The 23,061-nt window shown below is 33.2% G+C and carries 22 protein-coding genes; 1 reads left to right on the top strand and 21 read right to left on the bottom strand.

Going from position 1 to position 23,061, the window contains the following annotated elements; all coding sequences use genetic code 11:
• Window positions 1-33 precede the first annotated feature (33 nt).
• The 19 genes from D9V42_RS06010 to cntK all read right to left on the bottom strand — a co-directional run bounded on the left by D9V42_RS06010 (window position 34) and on the right by cntK (window position 18,276).
• Window positions 34-930: a DUF5996 family protein gene (locus D9V42_RS06010; protein ID WP_107555374.1), complete on the bottom strand. Its 897-nt coding sequence runs from the start codon at window positions 928-930 to the stop codon at window positions 34-36.
• Window positions 931-1,251: 321 nt separating this feature from the next.
• Window positions 1,252-1,689, bottom strand: a complete 438-nt coding sequence (locus tag D9V42_RS06005; RefSeq protein WP_122063813.1) for an antibiotic biosynthesis monooxygenase family protein — start codon at window positions 1,687-1,689, stop codon at window positions 1,252-1,254.
• A gap of 30 nt (window positions 1,690-1,719) precedes the next feature.
• Window positions 1,720-3,093, bottom strand: a complete 1,374-nt coding sequence (locus tag D9V42_RS06000) for a cryptochrome/photolyase family protein (RefSeq protein WP_122063811.1) — start codon at window positions 3,091-3,093, stop codon at window positions 1,720-1,722.
• Window positions 3,094-3,207: 114 nt separating this feature from the next.
• Entirely contained in the window at window positions 3,208-3,711 is a 504-nt protein-coding gene (locus tag D9V42_RS05995; protein ID WP_107555372.1) for a TspO/MBR family protein, read from the bottom strand.
• A 42-nt stretch (window positions 3,712-3,753) separates the two neighbouring features.
• A complete protein-coding gene (locus D9V42_RS05990) occupies window positions 3,754-5,253 on the bottom strand; it encodes an NAD-dependent epimerase/dehydratase family protein (protein WP_122063808.1) in 1,500 nt (499 codons plus the stop codon).
• A gap of 427 nt (window positions 5,254-5,680) precedes the next feature.
• A complete protein-coding gene (locus tag D9V42_RS05985; protein ID WP_107555370.1) occupies window positions 5,681-5,986 on the bottom strand; it encodes a TM2 domain-containing protein in 306 nt (101 codons plus the stop codon).
• 393 nt (window positions 5,987-6,379) lie between these two features.
• A complete protein-coding gene (locus tag D9V42_RS05980) occupies window positions 6,380-6,889 on the bottom strand; it encodes a DUF805 domain-containing protein (RefSeq protein ID WP_122063804.1) in 510 nt (169 codons plus the stop codon).
• 163 nt (window positions 6,890-7,052) lie between these two features.
• Complete coding sequence (locus D9V42_RS15435; RefSeq protein WP_233665299.1) at window positions 7,053-7,601, bottom strand: GIY-YIG nuclease family protein; 549 nt, start codon at window positions 7,599-7,601, stop codon at window positions 7,053-7,055.
• 39 nt (window positions 7,602-7,640) lie between these two features.
• Complete coding sequence (locus tag D9V42_RS15430) at window positions 7,641-7,904, bottom strand: hypothetical protein (RefSeq protein WP_233665298.1); 264 nt, start codon at window positions 7,902-7,904, stop codon at window positions 7,641-7,643.
• Window positions 7,897-8,703: an alpha/beta hydrolase gene (locus tag D9V42_RS05970; RefSeq protein WP_267920811.1), complete on the bottom strand. Its 807-nt coding sequence runs from the start codon at window positions 8,701-8,703 to the stop codon at window positions 7,897-7,899. Before D9V42_RS05970 ends, D9V42_RS15430 begins: the two co-directional genes overlap by 8 nt.
• A gap of 365 nt (window positions 8,704-9,068) precedes the next feature.
• Entirely contained in the window at window positions 9,069-10,250 is a 1,182-nt protein-coding gene (cntE, locus tag D9V42_RS05965) for a staphylopine family metallophore export MFS transporter CntE (RefSeq protein ID WP_122063802.1), read from the bottom strand.
• A gap of 11 nt (window positions 10,251-10,261) precedes the next feature.
• Window positions 10,262-11,011, bottom strand: coding sequence for an ABC transporter ATP-binding protein (locus D9V42_RS05960; protein WP_122063799.1), 750 nt, complete (start codon window positions 11,009-11,011; stop codon window positions 10,262-10,264).
• Complete coding sequence (cntD, locus tag D9V42_RS05955; RefSeq protein WP_122063796.1) at window positions 11,004-11,819, bottom strand: staphylopine uptake ABC transporter ATP-binding protein CntD; 816 nt, start codon at window positions 11,817-11,819, stop codon at window positions 11,004-11,006. Before cntD ends, D9V42_RS05960 begins: the two co-directional genes overlap by 8 nt.
• Window positions 11,816-12,685, bottom strand: a complete 870-nt coding sequence (gene cntC, locus D9V42_RS05950) for a staphylopine uptake ABC transporter permease subunit CntC (protein WP_122063793.1) — start codon at window positions 12,683-12,685, stop codon at window positions 11,816-11,818. Before cntC ends, cntD begins: the two co-directional genes overlap by 4 nt.
• Complete coding sequence (gene opp1B / locus D9V42_RS05945) at window positions 12,685-13,617, bottom strand: nickel/cobalt ABC transporter permease (protein WP_042361754.1); 933 nt, start codon at window positions 13,615-13,617, stop codon at window positions 12,685-12,687. Before opp1B ends, cntC begins: the two co-directional genes overlap by 1 nt.
• 15 nt (window positions 13,618-13,632) lie before the next feature.
• Window positions 13,633-15,231 carry a staphylopine-dependent metal ABC transporter substrate-binding lipoprotein CntA gene (gene cntA, locus D9V42_RS05940; RefSeq protein WP_122063790.1) on the bottom strand — a complete coding sequence of 533 codons (1,599 nt, stop codon included), beginning with the start codon at window positions 15,229-15,231 and terminating at the stop codon, window positions 13,633-13,635.
• A gap of 110 nt (window positions 15,232-15,341) precedes the next feature.
• A complete protein-coding gene (gene cntM, locus D9V42_RS05935; protein ID WP_122063787.1) occupies window positions 15,342-16,634 on the bottom strand; it encodes a staphylopine biosynthesis dehydrogenase in 1,293 nt (430 codons plus the stop codon).
• Window positions 16,627-17,445 carry a staphylopine biosynthesis enzyme CntL gene (gene cntL / locus D9V42_RS05930; RefSeq protein ID WP_122063784.1) on the bottom strand — a complete coding sequence of 273 codons (819 nt, stop codon included), beginning with the start codon at window positions 17,443-17,445 and terminating at the stop codon, window positions 16,627-16,629. The genes cntM and cntL overlap by 8 nt, the downstream gene beginning before the upstream one ends.
• Window positions 17,446-17,454: 9 nt before the next feature.
• Window positions 17,455-18,276, bottom strand: a complete 822-nt coding sequence (gene cntK, locus D9V42_RS05925; protein ID WP_122063781.1) for a histidine racemase CntK — start codon at window positions 18,274-18,276, stop codon at window positions 17,455-17,457.
• A gap of 485 nt (window positions 18,277-18,761) precedes the next feature.
• Between cntK and D9V42_RS05920 the strand changes: the two genes are divergently transcribed.
• A complete protein-coding gene (locus D9V42_RS05920) occupies window positions 18,762-19,496 on the top strand; it encodes an NAD-dependent protein deacylase (protein WP_122063779.1) in 735 nt (244 codons plus the stop codon).
• Window positions 19,497-19,715: 219 nt separating this feature from the next.
• Here the strand turns inward: D9V42_RS05920 and D9V42_RS05915 are convergent, their stop codons facing one another.
• Both D9V42_RS05915 and D9V42_RS05910 read right to left on the bottom strand, forming a co-directional pair.
• On the bottom strand, window positions 19,716-21,515 hold the full coding sequence (locus D9V42_RS05915) for a solute:sodium symporter family transporter (protein ID WP_122063776.1): 1,800 nt from the start codon (window positions 21,513-21,515) through the stop codon (window positions 19,716-19,718).
• 53 nt (window positions 21,516-21,568) lie between these two features.
• Window positions 21,569-22,876 carry an LLM class flavin-dependent oxidoreductase gene (locus D9V42_RS05910; RefSeq protein ID WP_122063772.1) on the bottom strand — a complete coding sequence of 436 codons (1,308 nt, stop codon included), beginning with the start codon at window positions 22,874-22,876 and terminating at the stop codon, window positions 21,569-21,571.
• Window positions 22,877-23,061 lie beyond the last annotated feature (185 nt).

Raw genomic sequence — 23,061 nt, 5'->3', positions numbered from 1 at the left:
TTAGGCTAAGGAACTAAGCCTTGATTAATTAGACTAACTCAAATGATTATCAGTCATTTTAAGCGGTAAGTGAAAATGGCTACATCCTTGCCATTCTAAATAATCTTTTAAAATATTATAAGATTCGTAGAAGAATTTTTCGATTTCGTCCTTGTTCTCTTCACTATATTCCGTCACTTCTATAATAAACTCTCCTAAAGTTTCACTGAAATAGCTATCTTGTGGAAAGTCATCATGACATTCAAATTTTCTATCAGCGAATGGATAGGGTAATACAAAGAACGTTGGCCCTTTAAAATTATCATCTCCAAACCAAAATCCAAATTCAATCATTTCTTCATCAAAAGCTGCACGTTCAATGACCATATCATCATTTTCAAATGGTTGATGGATATCTTGAATCATTGCGCATGAAACATCAAATGTTCCCCAAAATAGTCCCGGCGTAAACTTCCTAGTACGCAATGGAGCGATGAATTGGGATTCTGCATGATAGGCAAATTTCATTAACTTCAACACATCATTACTAATTTGGGAATCATAGTGATGATGGTGCAGATCTTCTTCAAACGGCGTCGTATCTGGGAATTCTTGTGGTGTTGTATTGATATCTATAAACACTTTATTATTTGCTAATATATGTTGAATCTCTTGGTAATAATATTGAATGGTAAGACCGTCTTTCAACGCTATAATTTCTTTATTATTATCAATTCTCAACTCAATTTCATCATCAAGTAAATTCACGGTAATATAAAAATCTTTATTATCTGCATGCAACATACCTGTCGTGAAGCCTTGAACTGTAATATCTAAAGACACGTGAGCCCATTGTGGTTGCTGATAAGCTGCTGCTAATTTATATTTTCCTAATATTTGTGACAATAAATGCATTGTTTCTTTTTCTTGTTTCCATTCATTTAATAACATATATCAATCACTCCATTAATTTAGTTCTGTATCTTATTATATTTACCCATATCCATTATAATAACAACATAAAATTAATAATAAATGGTTGGCAATTTGATTGTGCTATAATATCTCGGATGTGTCGTCAATCGATAATGTTATTTACATGTTTCACGAGAAACTTTATGGTTATCATTAAATGGATTTCATAATATATCGTATAAGTATGAGGCTTCATACCATATACTTATGAGCTAAAGCTGAAAATAAGCTATTATAGATTAATATAAACCGTCTTTTTTCCTTATATTTCAAATAATTCTACATTTTGAAATACACTTAACTATTCTTTAAATCTAAACTAATATTAAATGATAACTTTCTATTTATGATGCTTTTGTCTGAACCACTGTCAGTGCCCCTTTTGTGATGTGAGCCTTTATACTCTTTAGAGTTTTGCCAATGTTGATAAGCAGTTTCGTCTGTCCAAACAGTTACAATAACATAATGCGCATGATTAGTTTGAGGTCTCAAAAACAATAAACTTTCAAATCCTTCTATACTTTTTAAATGTCTATTTCTCTTTAAAAACAAACGCTCAAACGCTTCTTCAAAACTAGGATTTACATATAAATGATTAAAAACTGTAAATCCACCTTGTGGTAAATCATTAATTTGTTCTAAAATGGTGTACTGCTGTTTCTCATTAAATTTTCCTATCATTACTTCCTCGTTTGTTTGCGCTAAGTAGATATGGTGTAGTGAATTCTTTAACATATGTCATTGTCCCCTCAATCTAACAGTTCATTAATACTGTTTAAATTTGTGCATAACGTAATCTCTACTACTTTTATGATCTACGATAGCTTCTGGATAATCTTTACCAATTTCAATATGATAGTTTTCTTTAAATTTGGTCTTATGACTTGTTGGGTCGTGGATAATTTTACTTGAAACCTTATCGAATATTTCCAACTGTGTTTTAATAAAATAGCCCTGTGCATCGAAACGCTCACTTTGACGTATAGGATTAAACATTCTGAAATAAGGCACTGCATCTGTTCCAGTCGACGCTGACCACTGCCAACCATGTACATTAGACGCATTATCATAATCAATCAAATATTGTTTGAAATATGCTTCTCCCCATGTCCAATCAATAAATAAATTTTTAGTCAAAAATTGAGATACAACCATTCTTAAGCGATTGTGCATATATCCTGTACGGTTTAGCTTCTTCATTGCAGCATCAACGATTGGGTAGCCAGTTTGACCTTTTTTCCATACTTCAAAATGTGCTTTATTATACGACCATTGCATGTTGCGATACTTTTCAGAAAAAGATTTAGTTGCCGTTTCTGGATACTGTGTCATTAACACATAATAAAATTCGCGGAATATAACCTCTCTTATAAAAGCTTCATAATTTTTTTCATCGCTCTCATAACCTTCAAGTAAATCATTTATAATTTCACGAATATCGAGTAGTCCATATGCTAAATATTTACCTAATCCACTTACAAAATCTTGCGATACATCATCAGTCAATTTATCATAATTAATGATGTCATCATTTAAAAAATCATGCCATGCTTTACGCGCTAGCTTTTCTATGTCTTCACTATTTTCAAATTTTAAATCGCTCTGATTTGAACCTTTTTGCGCATTTTGAGCCAACTGATAAAATTGATAATTTTTCTTAGGGGTGTAAACTAAACCTTGACGATTTGCTTTATAAAAACTAGTAAATACTTTATAAGGCTGTTGCTGTTTATTAAAAGTCTTTGTAGGTTGAAAATAATGATTCACACGCTGCCCAATTACTGTAATTTGACGGTTTGTAAATGCTCTTTTAACATGATGATAGTCATATATTTCTTTGTGGTAACTCATAATATCTTTCGCTAATAATACATGAGACAACTCCAATGTATGAGCTAATTCACCTAACTTTTCGTATGTGACAATATAAGGATGTATATCATACCTATCTAGTGTACTTACAAATCCTTTCATTACTTTGTGGTAATAATCACGCTTTACTGTTGCTGCGTCATCTAAATCTTCTATAGGTAAGATAAAATACACTTTATTTATCTCATCTTGATGTTCTGCTACATATTCAAATAGTGGATTGTCTTTAACTCTAAAAACACGATTGAGTATGACTCCTAAATGCATTTCTATTGCCTCCTACTCTCACTGACAAACATTTTTATCAATAGCTCAAATATAAATGCTTCAACTATTTATAAATGTTTACTTATACTTTTCATTATGCATATTAGCTATATTTTATAAAAATCGTGAATTTCCACTATAATCTTTGTTGTCTTTATTTAACCACCAATTCCCAGCGGTTAAATACGTTGCAAATGCACTCCAAAGTAGATATGGAACCAATAGCAAGCCAGTAATCTTCTTAACATTGAAAAATTTCATAGTTGTCATTGTTACTGCTCCAAGTAATACAAAACTTTCTACCAATGCACTAAATCGTAATTTATATTTAAAATACAATATAGACCATAAGTAGTTCAGACTTAATTGCGTATAATAAACACCTTTTAACTTTTTATTATCAGCTTTATGGGAGACTAACATGTATGCTATACCCATAGTTGTATAGAGTAATGGCCACACAATTGGAAAAGCATATCCTGGTGGTGAAAATGGTGGTTTCACATTATTTTTATACTCTTTTCGTGCATTCTTAACGGCAAATTTCCCGATAAACTTACCACCTAAAATAGGTGTTATAACTTTTATGACTGGTTTAATTTTATTGATTATACTCATTATAAAGTCCCCTTCTTTAATCTGAATGTAATACCCCCGCTTTTACCGCTTTACATTCGTAACATGTTTATTTCTAGCTGAATGTTGTTTAAAAGCATATAGCTTAAAGATCATTGCACCTATCAAAATCACTGGTAAAATTATTGTAGTCTTATCTCTACTTCTGGAGCATTTCCTAGATTCCAATTTTATTTTAAAAAGATTCATCACACTTTTATGGACCTTCGCTTGTGTATATTTATAAACCCACCAAGGAAGTGTAGGCTTATATTCTTGAAGTGCTATGATACACTCACTACTGTTAGGTAACCTTCTAAATTCTAATCTCGCGTTCCCTCCATTTGTATCTAAAGCAATGTCTCCACCAACAATACGGTATAAAATTCTGTCGTCATTTGATGCCTCAAAATCTTTTCTTAATAACAGTAATTCTTTATTCAGAAACGGCACCGTTATGATAAAATCATCTTCGTTAAAGTTACTGCTAACTGCATTTAATGTAATATGATTTAAAAAGTTTGCATACCGCTCTGCCAATTGACTCATACTTTCATCTTTAGGTAAGGTAACCCTTGAAATCGCTCTAACGTCTTTAACCGTTCGCCTACCCTTGTTTTTACTTTTATGTTTGCTTTTCGACTTAGTTTCTTCCTCTAATGCGATACGTACGCTTTCTTTATAATCAATAGTTCCAATAGAAATACCTTCCACCGTATTTTTATCATCTCTAACCATATCATGTATTAAACTGTCCATTAGTGGATAAAGCATTTCTTTCGGAACACCAGAAATCAATTTAACCCAAAACTTGCTAAGCCAAATGGGAATAATAGGCAAATCTAACATAGGTAAGCGTTTGTCTAATACATCCGCTGTTTGTTTAAATAAATCTTTATAGGTCATATGTGTAGGTCCACCAATATCAATCGATTCATTCACATGTGGGTGACGTTCTACAATTTTATATAGTCCATTTATTACATCTTCGATTGCGACAGGCAATGTCATATGATTTGCCCATTGCGGTAATAACAATCCTGGCAACCGTTCTACTAATTTTTTTAATATTGGATAAGAACTCCCTTTAGAACCTATTATTAAACCCGCTCTTAACGTACTTACTGGCACGCCATATGATCCTAAGATTCGTTCACACTCTAAGCGGCTTCTTAAATGCGGTGATAGTTCAGCAGTGTTGGGAATCAAACCACTCATAAATACAATATGCTGCACGTTATTAACGCTCGCTGCCTTTGCGAAATTATCTGCTAATAATGCATCCATATCTTCAAAACTGGCTTGTGTTAATTTGGCTGAAGGCATCATCGAATGAACTAGATATATAGCAATATCGACTTCATTCATCACTTTTGTTATTTCATTTAAATCGAATAAATCAGCAGATTTCCACGTTACATTTTGTTCATTTTTTTTATTTTCTATATGTCTAGAAATAGCAATAACTTCATAATCTTTTTTTAATTTATTCATTAGATGGCTACCGATATAGCCTGAAGCACCCGTTAAAAGAATTCTTTTCATATCTTAAACCTCCAATTAAAAAAGATGAGCAGGCAAAATCACACTTTACCTCAGCTCATCCTTTACATAACAAGCTAACTTGCTCATTACAATTACTTTAATACTATTATAGCCTTTACGCTTAGATATTTAATTAATTGTACCCTTTTCAAAAGCTTATTAATCGCTGAAGTTTCGAATACTTTATAGTGTAGACACTATTTGATTCACCAATAATACAACTCACTGGGATAGGAAATGCAATATCAATCGACTTATACCTTCACCCGTTGCTATAGGGTGAAGTATAAATGGCTACACCCACTATTTGCTTTCCAATACAAATCAATCAATATCTCTATTTCTGTTTATATGCATTCCAACAAAAAAAGTGAAGAAATCTATTGAATTTAATTTCTTCACTTTTTAATGGTATTTTAAATTGTACTTACTTGTTTTTCATGAATTTCACTTCAGCAGAGGCTTGTTTTCTTATAGTTTGTTGATTTTTATATTTCCAACTTGGTATAAGAAATGCATCTATAATAACCCAGATAAAAGTTGGAATCCCAAAAGTCCACCAAGAAATCAATAATGTTACTGCTATTAAACCTATAGCAGATCCTGTTTTTCCAAAATAAAACCTATGACCTCCCAAACTGCCAAAGAAAAACCATAGAAGATAAGCTATTCCAGCTGATTTTGAACGATTTGTAACTTGTTGTTCAATATAAGATGCTTCGTCTAAATTCATTACATAGTCCCCTATTCATTTAATTTTATTTCATATAAACATACTAACATAATAATAATTATATTAGACCTTTATTTTAAATAAATAATCAAAAATTTATGTTACTTTAATAAACAAATTATAAAAATTTCACTTACTATTAATTGTTTCATATATTCATTAATAATGTTTGTTTCTTGTCGTGATAAAATAATAGATTCCTTGTTATCTAGTTTAACTATCAAATTTATTAAATTCCCTTTTCAAAAAGACGATTTGTTAATTTATTCAACTAAGTAACACAAAACTAAACTTTAAATTAAACATTAATATTTAGATATTATTAAACATACAAAAAAGCTGGAGCGCCATTACTTTAAATATGCATCCAGCCATCAATATTTAACACCATATTTATTGTTGTGTATATACTTTAATATCAGTTTCGCAACTGCCTCCTGTGCCATACTTATTAGGTTCTTTGTTACCTGCAAGTATCAGTACAAACCAAGTATAAAGTGTGACTAATCCTGCAACTACGGTACCGAAAATACCCGCCATAACTGTAGCACCAAGCAAACCATGACTTTCTGTATTGGCAACAATAATAATAACACCTATAATAAATAGCGTTGCAGCCATCAATGTAATAAAACCACTAATATAAGAAATGATAGCAAGTATCATAGTACGATTTGTATCATGTAAACGTCTTACCATCACCGTAAAAGTAGGAACAATAATAGCTATTGCAAATAAGCCACTAAGTAAACCACTGGATACAACACCTAAAACAGAAGATATTAAAAAATTAATCCAGAAAGGATGCCAAAATTCAGGGCGTGTTGACCTTCCATTAACATCAATAAAACGTGTCCAAAATGCCTTATAACTCTCGATAACCTGATTCTGTGAACTGTCCATTTAAACTCCCCTATAAGTTTGATAACTACAGTGTACTAAAATAAAGTTCTACATAGCAATCAAGTTTTAAAATCTTGTATATATTTAAAATGATATAATTGATAAGTTTGAAAATAGAATCTATTTATGGGGCTACTAGCCTTACTTTAACTGCGTCTGCAGTTTAATTATGATTCATACCATGTTTTTTAGTATCTAACACCTTTTTCCAATAATTCTCTCGACCAATAATTGTTTCAGCTTTTGTTTTGGTGTCAAAAATCTCCATAATTGAATATTGAAAGTTTGTAGCTATGTATTCAGGCGTTTCTTTATGAATTATATTAAATTCTTTGTTTCCCCCTGTAGGATTACTTAAATTTGCATAGTGACACCAACGTTGCCAAATTCCTTCAGTATTTCCTGATGCAGACCCTATATATAATTGACCATTATTTAAATCAGTAACCACATACACACCTTTAACATTACTCAATGCATCTTTCCAACTTGGTTCGTCCCTATTTACAATTTGTTGTAATTCCTTGTGTGTCAAACTCACATTTTGATAACCTGGGAAATGTCCTAATTTCACGTTTGGTGATATTTCATAAACTTCGGGTTCTAATTGTGATTGTACTTTAGAATATAGTCTATTATAAACATCTCTACCAATTGGCTTTTTAATTTTAATAATTAACCGCTTCCTGTATTCCTTATAATCATCCAGCAACGTCAGTTCGTAACCTTCTTCATCAAATACTTCAGGTTCCTATTTCTTTATATGATAGAGCCCACCAAAGACAAAATATTCTGGTCCATATGGATAATATTGCGCTAAAGATATAACGTATTTAGCGTTACCAAAATTATTATTAGTCTGTTTCTTTTTCCATGCATTTATCGTAATCCAATCTGGACTATCACCTAACAATAAATCCCATGCTTTTACGTTTACATCGCCACTGTTCATATTAAATTTAATCTTTGTTTTATCAATATCAGGCGTCTTTATAAAATCCGTTAACTTAATCATCTTGTTTCCTCCACAAAAATGCGATCAATTCTCTAGCAACTTCTTTATTTTCATGTAACTGGCTGTGTTGTGCTGATTCACCCTTATACTTGGACTCTTTATAGCTTTCTGGACTATCACCAAGTAAATATTTTAACGACTTTGATGAACTATTAGATACACGCCCATCAGAATGAGTACCATCTTCCAAATCTCCAAATATATTTAATACGTCAATATTTTTACCATTATATATATCTTCGAGTTGTTGCAGTTCTTGATAAGGGGGATTCATACGGCTTGGTTTACCATTAACATCCACACTAATTTCATTCACTTCTTCATTCATATTTAATACGCCATTATATGTCCCAGCAATATTCACTTGTTTATTCAATTGAGGTAACGATGGATCACCTCCATACATCAGCATATACTGAGCAAATGATAAATTCCCCATAGAATGACCTACAAAATTAAACTTATTAATGTCGTACTCACTTTGCAATTTCGTTAGTACATTTTTAAACCATTTCGCATTTTCATCAAGGTCACCTTGCTTATTATTTACTAGCTCAATTTTCACTATTGGATTCGTTGTATCTGTTTCAAGTTTCCCTTTTAATTCAACTTCACCATCTTTAGATACAATTGCTGTAATCACATCTTTTGTAACACCATTTTGTTCAGCTTGCTTAACCATATATTTTTCTGAATTTGCACTACCACCATAACCATGTAGAAATAGTGTTGGTATTGGACTATTAACAAAATTTGAGCGTCCAGACTTTTCCATCGCAGATTGATTTTGAGTAAACATCTTGATAACAATAAATGCCACTATAATAACTATAATTATGATACATATGCCCCAAATCCATAACTTCCTCACTACAATAACCTCTATTCTGTCATTTTGCTTTAAGTATAAAGTATGTTAACAAAGATTTCCTTATTATTTATTTGAATTTCCAAATTTAAAACGCTATAAAATGCCTTTCTTAAGCAATTTATAGCATTTATTATATGTTTTATATGTAATATCTCTATCATTTTAAACTTGATTAATACATCATTTTAGCATCCACGCTAAGCAAAACGATGCAGACACTACTATTTTCATGTTTGTAATTACTGCACTTTTCAAGCATCACGTAGTAAAACTTTTGCTAATCTACACTAGCCCTATTTATAAGATATAGGCCGTTTCATCACACTTAACATCATTACGCAAATCACAAGCAGACCACAAATAATATACATCCATTTAAATCCTAGTGAATCAGAAATCGGTCCCATTATGACACTTCCCAAAGAAATACCTAAATCTGCACATGCAATAAACAAACCCAATAACATGTTACGCCCTACTTTAGGTAAGACAAAGCTTAGATAAGACGTTAATGTTGGGTAAACCAATGCTTGCGTGATACCGATTAAGATTGCGCTCGCATAGAAAATCACGACGCCTACTTGTGGACCAAACGCCACAACAAAAGATGCAACCATGAGTAGCGATAAGACTGTTACCATAAACTTTGGATGCCATAAGCCATCCGATGGGATATATTTTCTTAAATAAAATCTTGATACAACCACTGCTATCGCTTGAATAGTTAGGAATATACCCGCACTAGCAAAACCATAATTCACAGTGTACAACGGAACAAAAGTACTTACCGCACCAAACACAATCGATGCTACAATCATAATTAAACCACTATTGAACAACTCTTTGTTTTTGAAAAACTGAGCAAATACTGTAACAGCATTAAATGACATTTTTTCAATTTTATGGGACGTATCTGGTTCTTGTTCGGCAATTGTGACACGGTAACCAAAGAACGTGGTGGAAAGGGCAATAAAAATAATAACAATCGCAAAAATAGATATATTATCAGCATGCCAAATACCAATGGCTATAATAGGACCAATCAAATTAGGAATCGTCGAAAATAGTGAATACAACGAAACCCCTTCTGAACGATGCGCTTCTGGTAAGGCATCAATAATGCCTAGTTGTAATGACATCGAGAAGAATGCTGTACATACACCTTGCATCACACGTGCCAAGAAATAGCCTTCTAATCCAGTAAAACCGTATAGAATTAAAGCAATTGCATTAATAATTAAAATGATGCGTAATACTTTAATCGGACCCACACATGCAATAATTTGTCCTGCCCAAGGTCTAAATACCATAGCAGTTAGCATATAAGCACCCATTACAATACCGATAACCGTATTTGTAGCTCCAATATCATGTCCTCGTAATGGTATAAAGACATTCAAAATAGCGTTAGCACTAAAAAACATTAATGTTAGTATATATAATCTCAAAAAAGGCAATGCCATAGCACCTTTCATTGTCTCACTCCTTAGAATGATAATTGTTTTTCAATCAATGCTTTTGTATAAGCATTATTACTTAGATATAAATCTTTAGTTGCAATTTGTTCTTCAATTTTGCCATTTTTGAAAATAATTAACTGCTCACACAAATAAGTAGCAGCTTGAATATCATGTGTAATAAAAATATAACTTAACTGCCTTTTCGAGCGTAAATTTACTAACAAATCTAAAATTTGGGTTTGTATCGACATATCTAAAGAACTGATTGCTTCATCGAACAATATATATTTAGGGTTCATACATATGGCGCGTGCAATCGCCACACGTTGCGCTTCACCGCCGGATAACATATTTGGATATTTATCCATATAAACTTTCGATAAGCCAACTTCTTCTAATAATTCAATCGCTCGTGCCTCCATGACTGCCTTAGGTTGATTGTCACACTGGCACATCACTTCTAATAATATTTCTTTCACAGATTGGAAAGGATGTAATGAAGATGTGTAATCTTGAAAAACCGCACTTATTTGATGGTTTCTCACCTTTTTCTTATACATGGCTTGATCATTCAACGTTACTGAACCTTTGTTAGGCTTCTCAATACCTAATACCATCCTACTTAATGTTGATTTTCCGCTACCACTCTCGCCTATAATTGCAATTGCTTTACCAAGTGGACATTCAAAGGACACATCTTTAACAATAGGGGTCATGCCACGCCGAAATATGTGTGAACGCGAATACGACTTTTCAACATTCATAATCTTAAGCATTTAAGTCACCCCTTAATACAGATTTAAAATAATCATTAACTTTTTTTCGCGTGGATAATAAATACCGCGTATAAGATTGTTGTGGTTGGTATAGTACCGCTTCTCTAGTGCCTTCTTCAATAAGTTGTCCATGCTTCATCACAACTACTCGATCTGCGATATGATTAATCACTGTTAAGTCATGTGAAATAAAAATCATGGCGCAATCGAAATGTTGCTTAATATCTATAAACGCCTGTAACACATCATATTGTGTAATAGTGTCTAAAGCTGTCGTCGGTTCATCTGCAATAATTAGTTTGGGTTTTAATGCCAAAGCTAAAGCAATCATCATACGCTGTAACATTCCCCCAGATAACATATAAGGGTAGGACTTTAATATCTGTTTAGGATGCTTTAACCCCATATAATCCATATATTCTATCAATATTGCTTCGATTTCTTGAATAGAGTGTTGCGTATGAACCTTCATAGTTTCAATCAATTGCCTGCCTACTGTAGATGACGTATCGAATGCACGGCTACCTTGTTGCATAACCATCGCAATATCTTTACCTCTATGCTTCTTTAACTGCATCTCTGACAAAGTAAGCATTTGTACATTATTAAATGTCACTGTTCCTTCAACACTTAAACGCTTTGGATTTAAACCTACTAAAGCTTTACATGTAACCGACTTACCACTACCACTTTCACCAATAATACCTAGCACTTCACCTTTATCCACTGTAAAATTCACATCGTTAACAATGGTCTGATTTGTCCAACTATCTTTGACAAACAGATGTTGTACTGTTAATAACGTCATGATTGCACCAATCCTTTCTTCACAGAACGTAGTTTCTCCTTTGAAGATATCCTTGGATCAATCGCAATTTGTAATGCATCTGATAAAAAGTTAAATGCCATAACTATAATAACGATTGCAATACCCGGAGCAAACATCATTTCTGGATGAGTAAACATTACCTTTCTAGCTTCATTGAGCATCATGCCCCACTCAGCAGTCGGTGCTTTAACACCTAACCCTAAAAATGAAAACCCAGATGTTTGTAAAATCATAGAACACATAGAACTACTTGAGATTATTACAATATCACCCAGTGTTAACGGCATAATATGTCTGCGAATAATTTTCAAATCACTCATGCCAATTGTCTTAGCAAATTTAACATGGTCTGAGGCAGTATATTGCATAACGCTTGTGCGAATCACACGGCAAAACCATGCCCAGCGCGTTAAAATAAATGCCATAATAATATTTTCAGCACCCATACCAAATAAAGCAATCAGTGCGAGTGTAACCACATAACTAGGGAATGCTAACATCACATCACACATACGCATGATAAGTGCATCAATATAACCTCGGAAATAACCAGAAACAAAACCTAATATGGCACCAACTAAAACAGAGATAAAGAGCGCTATAAAAACATATAATAAGCTAGGTCTAATCGCATAAATCAACCTTGTTAAAATATCTCGTCCTAAATGATCCGTCCCTAAAAAATGTTGTAAACTTATTCCACTATATTTATTTGCTGTATCAATATGATTAGGGTCGTGCACTGTTACAACAGGAGCTGCAAAACCTAACACAATATATAAGACAATAATGGCTAGAACAATAACGGCACCCCTGTCTTGTAATAAACGTTTTAAAATAATCATCACGATGCCTCCCTTAATCTTGGATTCAAGAGTGCATTGATTATATCTGCCAATGTATTAAATACTACAAATAGTATGGCGACAATTAATACATAAGCTTGTATGACAGGGAAGTCATGTTCTAATATGGCTTTCAAACTTAATTGCCCTAAACCTGGCCAAGCAAATATATACTCGATTACTACTAAACCACCCATAATCATTGGTATAGACATGCAGAATATTGATACGGCAACTTGTAATGCATTACGTAATACGTGCAACATTAGCGTTGTCGATTTCACCCCACATGCTTTCAAATACAGTACATAGTCTTCATTCAACTGCTCAACAATTGAACGCCTAATATTTCTAAAGTAAATACCAGCATATGCAATAGTAATAACAATAACTGGCAATATGTAACTTTCAGGACCCGTCAGTCCAGAGGTTGGCAATAAATTTAAATTTACAGAAACATAAATGATTAACATCGAAGCAATCCAATAAGATGGTAAGCCCGTTAGAAAGAAAGCCACAGAACGTATTGCACGATCTGCAAACTTCCCTCTTGTTAAGGCAGTAACAACACCTAAAATAATTGATGTAATCATTACCATAATGCTGGAAATGACAGTCAGTTTTAAGGTGTTTAAAAATGCTGGTCCAATACGTTCTGCAACAGGATCGCCTGTAATATAACTCGTGCCAAAATCTAACTGTAATGCTTGCAATAACCAATTCATATATTGAATTAATAACGGATCATTTAATCCGTACTTCTCATTTGTTTCTTCAATTAATTGGGGCGATACGTCCGGTGTGCCTTGCGCATGTAAAATTGTAACCGCCGGATTTTCATCTGTTATATAAGTTAGTAAGAATGTCATGAAACTCACTACAATCATCAATGGAACCATAATTATCATGCGCTTTAAAATAAATTTGAACACAATGAATGCACTCCTTTATTTAAATTGCATTTCATTAAACGGCAATTCATATTGCGACTGTGTAAATGATAATTTCTCTAAATCATTAGGTGCAACCACAGTCATTCTGCCATGTGATATAGGAATGAAAATACCTTCATCATCTATTTGTTGTAAAATTTCTTTATATGCAGCAGAACGTTGTTTACTATCTTGAATTTTAAATGATTCATCAATATTGTTGTACAGCTCATTTTTGTTAGCGATACCTGAAGTTGCACTTTCATATCCATTACTTGCTTTAAATGCGCTCATTGTACTTTGTGGGTCATACAATAATCCCCAAGTTTGATTAAACATTAAGTCATAGTCACCAGATGTACGACGTTCTGCAACTTTATCTGATGTATCACCATTAATTTGTAATTGAACACCCATTTTCTTGAATTCTGCTTGTAAAAACTCTGCTTGTTCTTTTTGACTCGAAGAACCCTTGTCATAATACATAGTCATTGTTAATGCTTTGCCATCTTTTTTGCGGACTTTACTATCTCCTATTTGTTTCCATCCCGCTTCATCTAACAGTGCTTTCGCCCTTTTCATATCATATTTACGCGCAGGCATGTCAAAATTAATGTCTGTAACATTCTTCGAGAATAGTTGTGTTGCTGGCTTTTCTTCGCCATCCAATATCTCTTTAGATATTTTATCTCTATTTACCATATGACCAATCGCTTGCCTTACAGTTTTATCGCTCACTGGACTGTCTTTTTTACCAGAATTTGCCACTAACATTTTTGTATTCATAGGTTGGCTACGTTTAACTTGGTAATCACCAGAATCTTTCAACTGTTTTAAGGCGTCCTTGTCTAAGCTATCTGTACCTCTATCATCTGTGAAAGCAAAGTTTGTCTCACCTTTTTTCATTGATAAAAAGGCAGTCTCACCTGCAGGCATTACTTTTGCTTGTATTTTGTTTAACTTAGATTTTTCGTCCCAATAATCATTGTTTTTATTAAAATCTGCTGACTCGTCTTTTTTATGTTCACCCAGTTTAAATGGACCTGTGCCATCAAATGATTTCACGCCATTCTTAGTTCCATCATCCTTAAAATCCTTTGGTGATACAAATACATATGGTCGCGGCATTGCTAATTCTGCTAAAGCTGGCTGATATGGTTCTGTTAACTGAAGTTCGACGGTATATTTGTCTTTAACACTAACATTATCAATTAATGTTGAAATCTTTAACCATGAATGCAATTTTTTATTTTGTTGAACTGCATCAATATTTTTCTTAACTGCTTCAGCGTCAAACCCTGTACCATCGTGGAATTTAACATCATCACGCAAATGGAAAGTATACGTTTTACCATCATCAGATACATCCCAACTTTTAGCTAACAATGGCTTGATACCGTCTTTAGTATTACGTACAAGTGGCTCATAAATCATACTTTCTGCAGACATAGACCCACCATAGACATGTGGATTCATATCTCCAATATCTTTCACTGTTGTATACGTTAACTGCTTATTCTCTTTCTTCTCTTCTATGCCTTTGCTGTTCCCACATCCCGCTAAAATAACACCTGATGCAATGAATACTGCACTCATCTTAGTCAATTTGTTCATCATTTTTCCTCTTTCTCATTTAAAAATTGTAATATCATTTTTAATCGTGTGGAGCATACTTATGTAAAATCAAAAATCATTTAATATTTTTATATTACAAATCATTGTTACTAAATCTTACCTTTGGTATCTAAGTACGCCTCTACCAAAGATTTATCATCTTTATATAAGTTCACGTTGAATTGTGATGACAATTGTTGATTATGCTTTTTATAGTTCTGACAATATTGTTCATAACGCTTCATAAATGTATCAATCATTGGTGTCTTAATACCTAATAGTTTGCCAATATGTTGAATAATTGAAGTACGGTAATAATCCTCACTTGGCATACGTGGTATATGAACGACGCCTTGTTCATTTTCATAAAGTTGCTTAATCGGTACCGCCGAAAAATCAAAATAGCGGCCGTGTTGATCAGGCTCTGAAAACGGATCTATTAATATTGCTGTATATCTCACATACAGTAAATATTCTTGATGAATTGCCGGTAACTTTTCAAAACTGTAGACATCATCATCCGCTAATGTCTCAGGACGCACAGGATAGTTTTCTTTCACCATGAATTCCAAAAGGTTGACTGACGGCACACTAAATTTCGCTAAAATAGTCATCATCTCTGTCCACATCAAACGCATTTCATGAATGAGCGTCATCGTAATTGGACCTTCTGGAAATAACTTATACACATAAACAGGTACTTCTGTCCCTTCAAAAATAACTTTTAATGAAAAATCATTCATAAATAATGGTGGGTGTACATACAAAGAACTATTGCGTGTTTCAGCATGTAGAGGCGTGGGCATATCAGTCAAAAATATGTGAAATTGTTCGAACACACCTTTTAAGAAAACAATAGTTGCCGAATGACCAAGATTAGAAGCTACGTATAACTTGGATTTCACCCCAGTTGTTACAACATGATTAGGTTGCTCAGTATCATACAAACGTGAGTCACCCAAATATGTAGAAAATGATATAACTTCAATATCTTTATTAAAGTTAGCCATATGCTGTTCTACAATCATTTGTGAACCAAATGTAGGTGAAACTAACAAGATACGCTTTACTTTTTCTAATGTTGTTGTCGATAGTTGTGCCAATGTACTATGATATGCATCTGCAGTACACGCCATAATAATCGTGTCATAAATACCTTCAACATCTTGTATGTCGGCATATAAGTGATTAATTTGAAAGCGACCTGCCATTTGTTTATGGGCATCATTTTGTATCGTTACTTCAAAGTAGTTATCGCGTTGATACGCTTGAAATAACTTTTTTGATTTCAACGAGGTTGAGGCACGGCCTACCATATTTATTTGCTTGTCTGTTGTTAGATGGCACAGATTGGCCAATTGAATTGCAACTGGCCCCGTACCTATAATTAATATTTTAGACATCCGCTACACCAACCTTTATTGCTGTCTTTCGATATAAAGCAATATCAAAAATTTGATTAGGTTGTATACGTTTATCTACACATTGCCATTTATCTACGCTAGTTTCCTTAGAAGGATAATTAAACAATGATTTGATTCCATCACCAAATCGCATTGCAACAACAACATTTTCATTCGTTAAATCATAAAGTTGCTCTAATATGTCATATTTAATTGAAATTGTTGAACTAAATATAATATGCGTCACTTTTTTGATATCTGCTAATTGATCTACTGTCTGCTCTGTAATCTCAATATCTTCATTTGGTGCTAATACTTTAACAATTCTTTGCCCTAAATCAACTGCCGTCGGATCAATATCAATACCAATAACAGCAGCGCCAGTCTCCTTTGCCACTTGAATGAGCGTCATAGGATATGCACCAGAGCCAACTAACAATAATTTGTCATTTTCAGTTATATGACATTGCCCAAATTCTTCATTAATACAGTGCTCTATGTTATCAAAGTAACCAGAAGTAGAAGTCTTACCGCCTAACAAACGTTGCGCTCGAATCACTTCTACTTGTTTAACACATTGGGCTGATATAAATTGGAGCCTCGTCGTGAGATGTTCTTTTACCACTTCATCTTCCCAATCTTCGTATAATCTTTTAAACACGGGATTTAATATAAACTGACTGTACTCATCCACTAATGTTTCTAATGCATCAACGGAGTCACTATTTTCTAAGACATTTTCATATAGTGTTTCAAAATTCAATAAATATTTATGTAATATAGCGCTAATCTCTTTCTCTAAATTTTTCATTTCAGTCTCCTATTCTATAAATGCTTTTCCTGTTGCGACAGTTGAGACTTGTCCTTTAATGGAAGTTTGGAACCCAGACTTTGGATATTTCCTAGATGTTACTAAAATGTTGCCGCCCGGCTGATGAACTATAAAATCCTCGCATGTACTGTTAGATTTATAATTTTTAAAAATACCTATCGATGCAGTACCAGAACCACAACTATTCTCCCAAACCAAACTTTGAATTTCTGGTATAAAAATAAGTGGTTTAAGAAACTGACGTTGTTCATCAAATAACATGATACCTATTGTTTTATACTTATTACTCCATGTTTGCTGTCGGACAAATTGTTCAACCTGATGTTGCAATTCTGTAGTCACTTCAGTGACTGGAACAACAAAATGCACATATGACTCATAAACAATTTCTATTGCATGCCATTGTTGCTGATTAATATTAAGCTTTATCGGGGACACGTGCTGTGCTTGGGGCATACTGACTTCATAATGTTGATTGCTATGTACTTCACACTGAACCAACTCAGTACATCCCGAAACTTTTATTGCACATTGATGTTTTTGCAGTATGTTACTTTCTTGCAAATAATGTATGTATGACATTGTGGCATTACCACAAAATTCATTTCCGCTCATAACTAAATGACAATTTCTATTAAAATCCGTATTGGTGGACTCTATAAATCCAACTTGTTCACAACAAACTTGACTTGTTGTCATCAATTGGTTAGCTATGTTTGCGTAATCTCTTGAATCATGTTGCGAATGCACTAGTATCGTCATATTCCCCGATGGATTATACTTTGAAAATTCTATAACCTTTCGACTCATACGACTCTCCTTCTATTTAAAAATATTTTATATAAATCTATTAATATTGATTAAAAAACTTTAGCTCATTGCAGCAGTCTAATCAAATCGTAATAGTTACGATTTGATTTATATCATATATTGGTACTTTATAGTTGTCAATACAAATGATAATATTTTTCAATTAATATTTATTAAAAAAACTTGAATTGCACTTTTATTTTAGAAAATATATATGGTTTTTTAAAATTTCATATAAAAAAATAAAGCCCCAATCATTCACTAATACATAAGAAGCACTGTGAATGACGAGGCTTTATCGAGTTTTTTTAGATTCAATCTATAATATTCTTAGTGAATTAGATGCCTTACAATAGTCATAGATTTATTTGCTCTTAATTATACTTTTCCATATTTGCTAAAATAGTAGCTAATATTTAAAATTATCTTAAGTATAATAAAAATATTCGCTACAAGAGAGTATATTTTTTAATGGAGTGATAAGTGTGAATCGTAATATTGAACAATTGAAAGATATCATTAATAATTCTCGTAGAATAACATTTTTTACAGGTGCTGGTGTCTCTGTGGCAAGCGGTGTGCCTGATTTCCGTTCTATGGGTGGCTTGTTCGATGAAATTTCAAAAGATGGTTACCCACCTGAGTACTTGTTAAGTACTAATTATCTACAAGATGATCCGGAGGGATTTGTCGATTTTTATCATAAGCGTTTACTCCTTGCTGATAAACAACCCAATACCATTCATCAATGGATTGCGCAACTAGAAAAAGACCATCAATCTTTAGGTGTTATCACCCAAAATATCGATGGCCTTCATTCAGATGCGGGCAGCTTAAATGTAGATGAACTTCATGGGACTTTAAATCAATTCTATTGTGTTGATTGTTTCAATAAATATGACAAAACTTACGTCATGGAGCATCACTTGCGCCATTGTGAGTCATGTGGCAGCATCATTAGACCTGATATTGTACTTTATGGAGAAATGTTAAATCAAGATACTATTTTTAATGCTATTAATAAAATTGAAACAGCTGATACATTAATTGTGTTAGGTTCGTCACTCGTAGTTCAACCAGCGGCAGGTCTAATTTCAAACTTCAAAGGAGAAAATCTTATTATTATTAATAAAGATGTGACGCCTTATGATCATAATGCAGATTTAGTCATCAATGACGATATGGTTTCAGTAATTTCAACGCTTCATAATTTAAACTAGCTCGCGCGGAGTCTAACTTAGCACTTTCAATAGACGTTTCTTAATAGTGCACAATTAACCAAAATCAATGGATGTCATACTTCATTGATCTTGGTTTTTATTTTATCTATCTTCACATAAGTTACATACCTGCTAATTAGAAAAAAGACTATAAACATTACTCTGAAAGTAAATATGTTTACAGTCTTAAAATTAATATAGCTATATAAATCGTATTATTTATCGAATTAACGGTTCTCCAGATAACTCACTTTGGTTCAAATCTGTGAATAATTCTTTATTATACTGTTGCTTTAATGTTGTTTCGTATTGCTTACTCCATTGTCTTAACCCTATATAATAAAAGATGACAACAATTATCGCTAAAAGTACTATAGATGGCCAAAACCATGACGATACAATATGATGTTGTGCTGCTAAACCAATTGGCGAAAACAATATAAATGTAAAAACAATGGACCCTAACAAGAGAACTGTAACAGGTATTGTATATTTCCATGGCGTCATATCTACTTTAGGGTTTGGACTAAATTTAAACGGTATGTCTAATGGATTTGTCATCCCTATGATCAACATTACTAGCACTTCTACTACAAATAAGAGCCCTTGTATGTATATAAAATTAATCGCCATTTCATATTTAAAGACCATCGGCAATCCCCATATCAATAAATAATAAACAATTACGTGGGAAATAATAACTATTTTAGGTGCAATGGCAGGAACTCTTTTAGCAAATATCCCCACCAATACAATCGCTATAATTGGTATATTGAAGAAACCTGTGAATTGGCGAATGATTGTCCATAATCCTTGTGGGGCATTCATTAACATTGGTGAAATAAAGAAGGTCGCTAATGCCAAAATCACACCAAACCATTGGCTTACCCTTATCATTTGTCTATCTGTAGCTTTGTTATTAATTAGTACTTTATAAATATCGTAAACAAATAACGTTGATGCACTATTCAATAATGCATTAAAACTAGAAAATACAGCACCTAGTAATACGGCTAAGAAGAAGCCATCTAAAAAGGTAGGGAATACATCTTTTACCAACGTAGGATACGCTAAATCCATATTCTTTAAGCCTGATCCATATAAGTGAAATGCAATGACACCTGGAATCATCATAAGAAAAGGGACTAGTATTTTTAGAAATCCTGTAAATAGTGCGCCCTTTTGACCTTCCGCTAGACTCTTTGCGCCTAATGTTCTTTGAATCACATATTGATTAGTACCCCAATAGAATAAATTAGCAAATATCATGCCTGTAAAAATCGAACCAAATGGTACATCATCTTTGTTTGAACCAATGGCGTTTAATTTTTCTGGATGATCTGTCGCAATGGTTTTCATACCTTCTAACAAACTGCCATTTCCTAATGCAATAAAACCAAGTATCGGTACTAAGACGCCTACTATTAAAAGCCCTATACCATTTAAAGTATCTGAAATAGCAATAGCTTTCAAACCACCTAAAATTGCATATAACATACCGATAATACCGATAACCCAAACAATAACCCATATAGATTGTTCGTATGTTATATGAAACATATGAGGTATATCAAATATTTGTAATACAGCTAAAGAACCTGAATATAGTACAGATGGTATAGTTATGAAGCCATAGCCGACCATAAACAACAAGACAATTAATAAACGGGTCTGCTTATCAAAGCGATTATTTATAAATTCTGGAAGTGTGGTAAATGCGCCGCCCAAATATTTTGGCAGTAAAATTGTAGCTAAGATAATAACAGAGAAACCTGCTGTAACTTCCCAGCCCATGCTAGATAAATTGTTTTGATAACCCTGTCCGTTTAAACCTATTAACTGCTCTGCAGATAAATTAGTTAGTATTAATGCACCTGCAATAAAACCTCCTGTTAACCCTCTGCCTCCTAAGAAGAAACCTCCCGAACTACTAACAGTATTTTTAGTTTTATAATAAGAGTACCAAGCTACGATACCAATAAAAAATGCACATGATATTAATGTAAATGCTATATACATATTTCTCCCTACTTTCTAGAGTATCACTCCATCTTAATTGAAAGGACCACAGATTAAATATGTGCTTTAGTAGTGCTTAATCCTAACTTTTCTCTTAATGTGCCTGTATTATATTCCGTTTGAACTAAACCTCTTTCTTCTAATATTGGAACAACTTTATTTACAAATAATTCAAATTGTGTAGGGTTTAACGGAGGCATTATGTTAAATCCGTCGGCCGCACCACGAGTAAACCATTCTTCCATTCTGTCTGCCACATCTTCAGCCGTTCCTACAATGATATGATGACCTCTTGCACCAGCAACATGTTTCATCACATCTTCTAACGTTGAATTATTCTTCTTCGCTGTATCCTTAATTAGGTCTACTCGACTTTGAATATTATTACCTTTATCTATATGAACATTTTCAAATGGGGTGCTTAACTCATAACCACTTAAATCTGTGTCACCTAAATAAGAAGACAATAATTCTAATCCCATCTCTGGAACTATCAAATCTTGCAATTCTTTATAGTGGGCTTCAGCTTCTTCCCGTGTTTCTCCAATAAATGGGAAAATACCTGGCATGATCACAATTTCTTGTTCTGGACCTCGTTTATCAGCAACTTGTTCTTTCAAATTATGAGCAAAAGCAACTGCATTATCGATATCATTTTGTGCTGTAAACACAACTTCTGCATGTTTTGAGGCAAATGCAGTACCTTTTTTAGAAGAACCAGCTTGAACAAGTAATGGATACCCTTGAGGTGATTGCTCTATATTTAAAGGTCCTCTGACACTATAAAAATCTCCTTTATAGTTTATTGGTTCAGGTTGTTTTTCATCAAAAAATCCTCCTGCAGCGTGAAGTCGTTCTGGGTTAACATCTCGCCACGAATCCCATAACTGCTTGGATATATCGACAAATTCTTCCGCTTGATCGTATCTTAAGTCATGATCCGCATTATTTACGCCACTAAAATTTTTAGCGGTATTATTAATACCTGATGTCACAATATTCCACCCAGCTCTACCATCACTGTAATGGTCTAAAGATGAAAAGATTCTAGCTAAGTTGAATGGCTCTGAAAATGAAGTAGAACCTGTCACGATTAAACCAAGATGCTCTGTTTCTCTAGCAATAATCGACATTAAGGAAATTGGCTCGAAAAACGTAAACATATCTGGGTGTGTTTTCTCGTCAAGATATAAACTATCTGACATAAATAGAAAATCAAATTTTGCCTGTTCTAAAAGTTTTGCTTGTTCAATTGTTTTTGTTAAATTCATTCCCCCGTGTGCTAATGCATCTGGATGTCTACTACTAGCAACGTGATGACCAAAGCCCGTTAAAAAGTATCCTAATTTCATTCTTTTCATCTTTATCCCTCCATCATTTATTATTCCGATTGGATTAATATGAATTATATTATCATTATATATTTATAGAGTCAATTTACAATTTTAAAAAATAATTATTTCAAAAGAGAAATCCACCAACAAAGTTTGTTGGTGGATTTAATGAGGATTTTATATAAAATTTGCGAAATGTAATTCTAATATAT

It is taken from the genome of Staphylococcus pseudoxylosus (genome assembly GCF_003697915.1).
In the GTDB taxonomy this organism is placed as follows: Bacteria; Bacillota; Bacilli; order Staphylococcales; family Staphylococcaceae; genus Staphylococcus; species Staphylococcus pseudoxylosus.
Note: the sequence above shows the minus strand (reverse complement) of the source record. Positions and strands in the feature narration are given on the sequence as shown.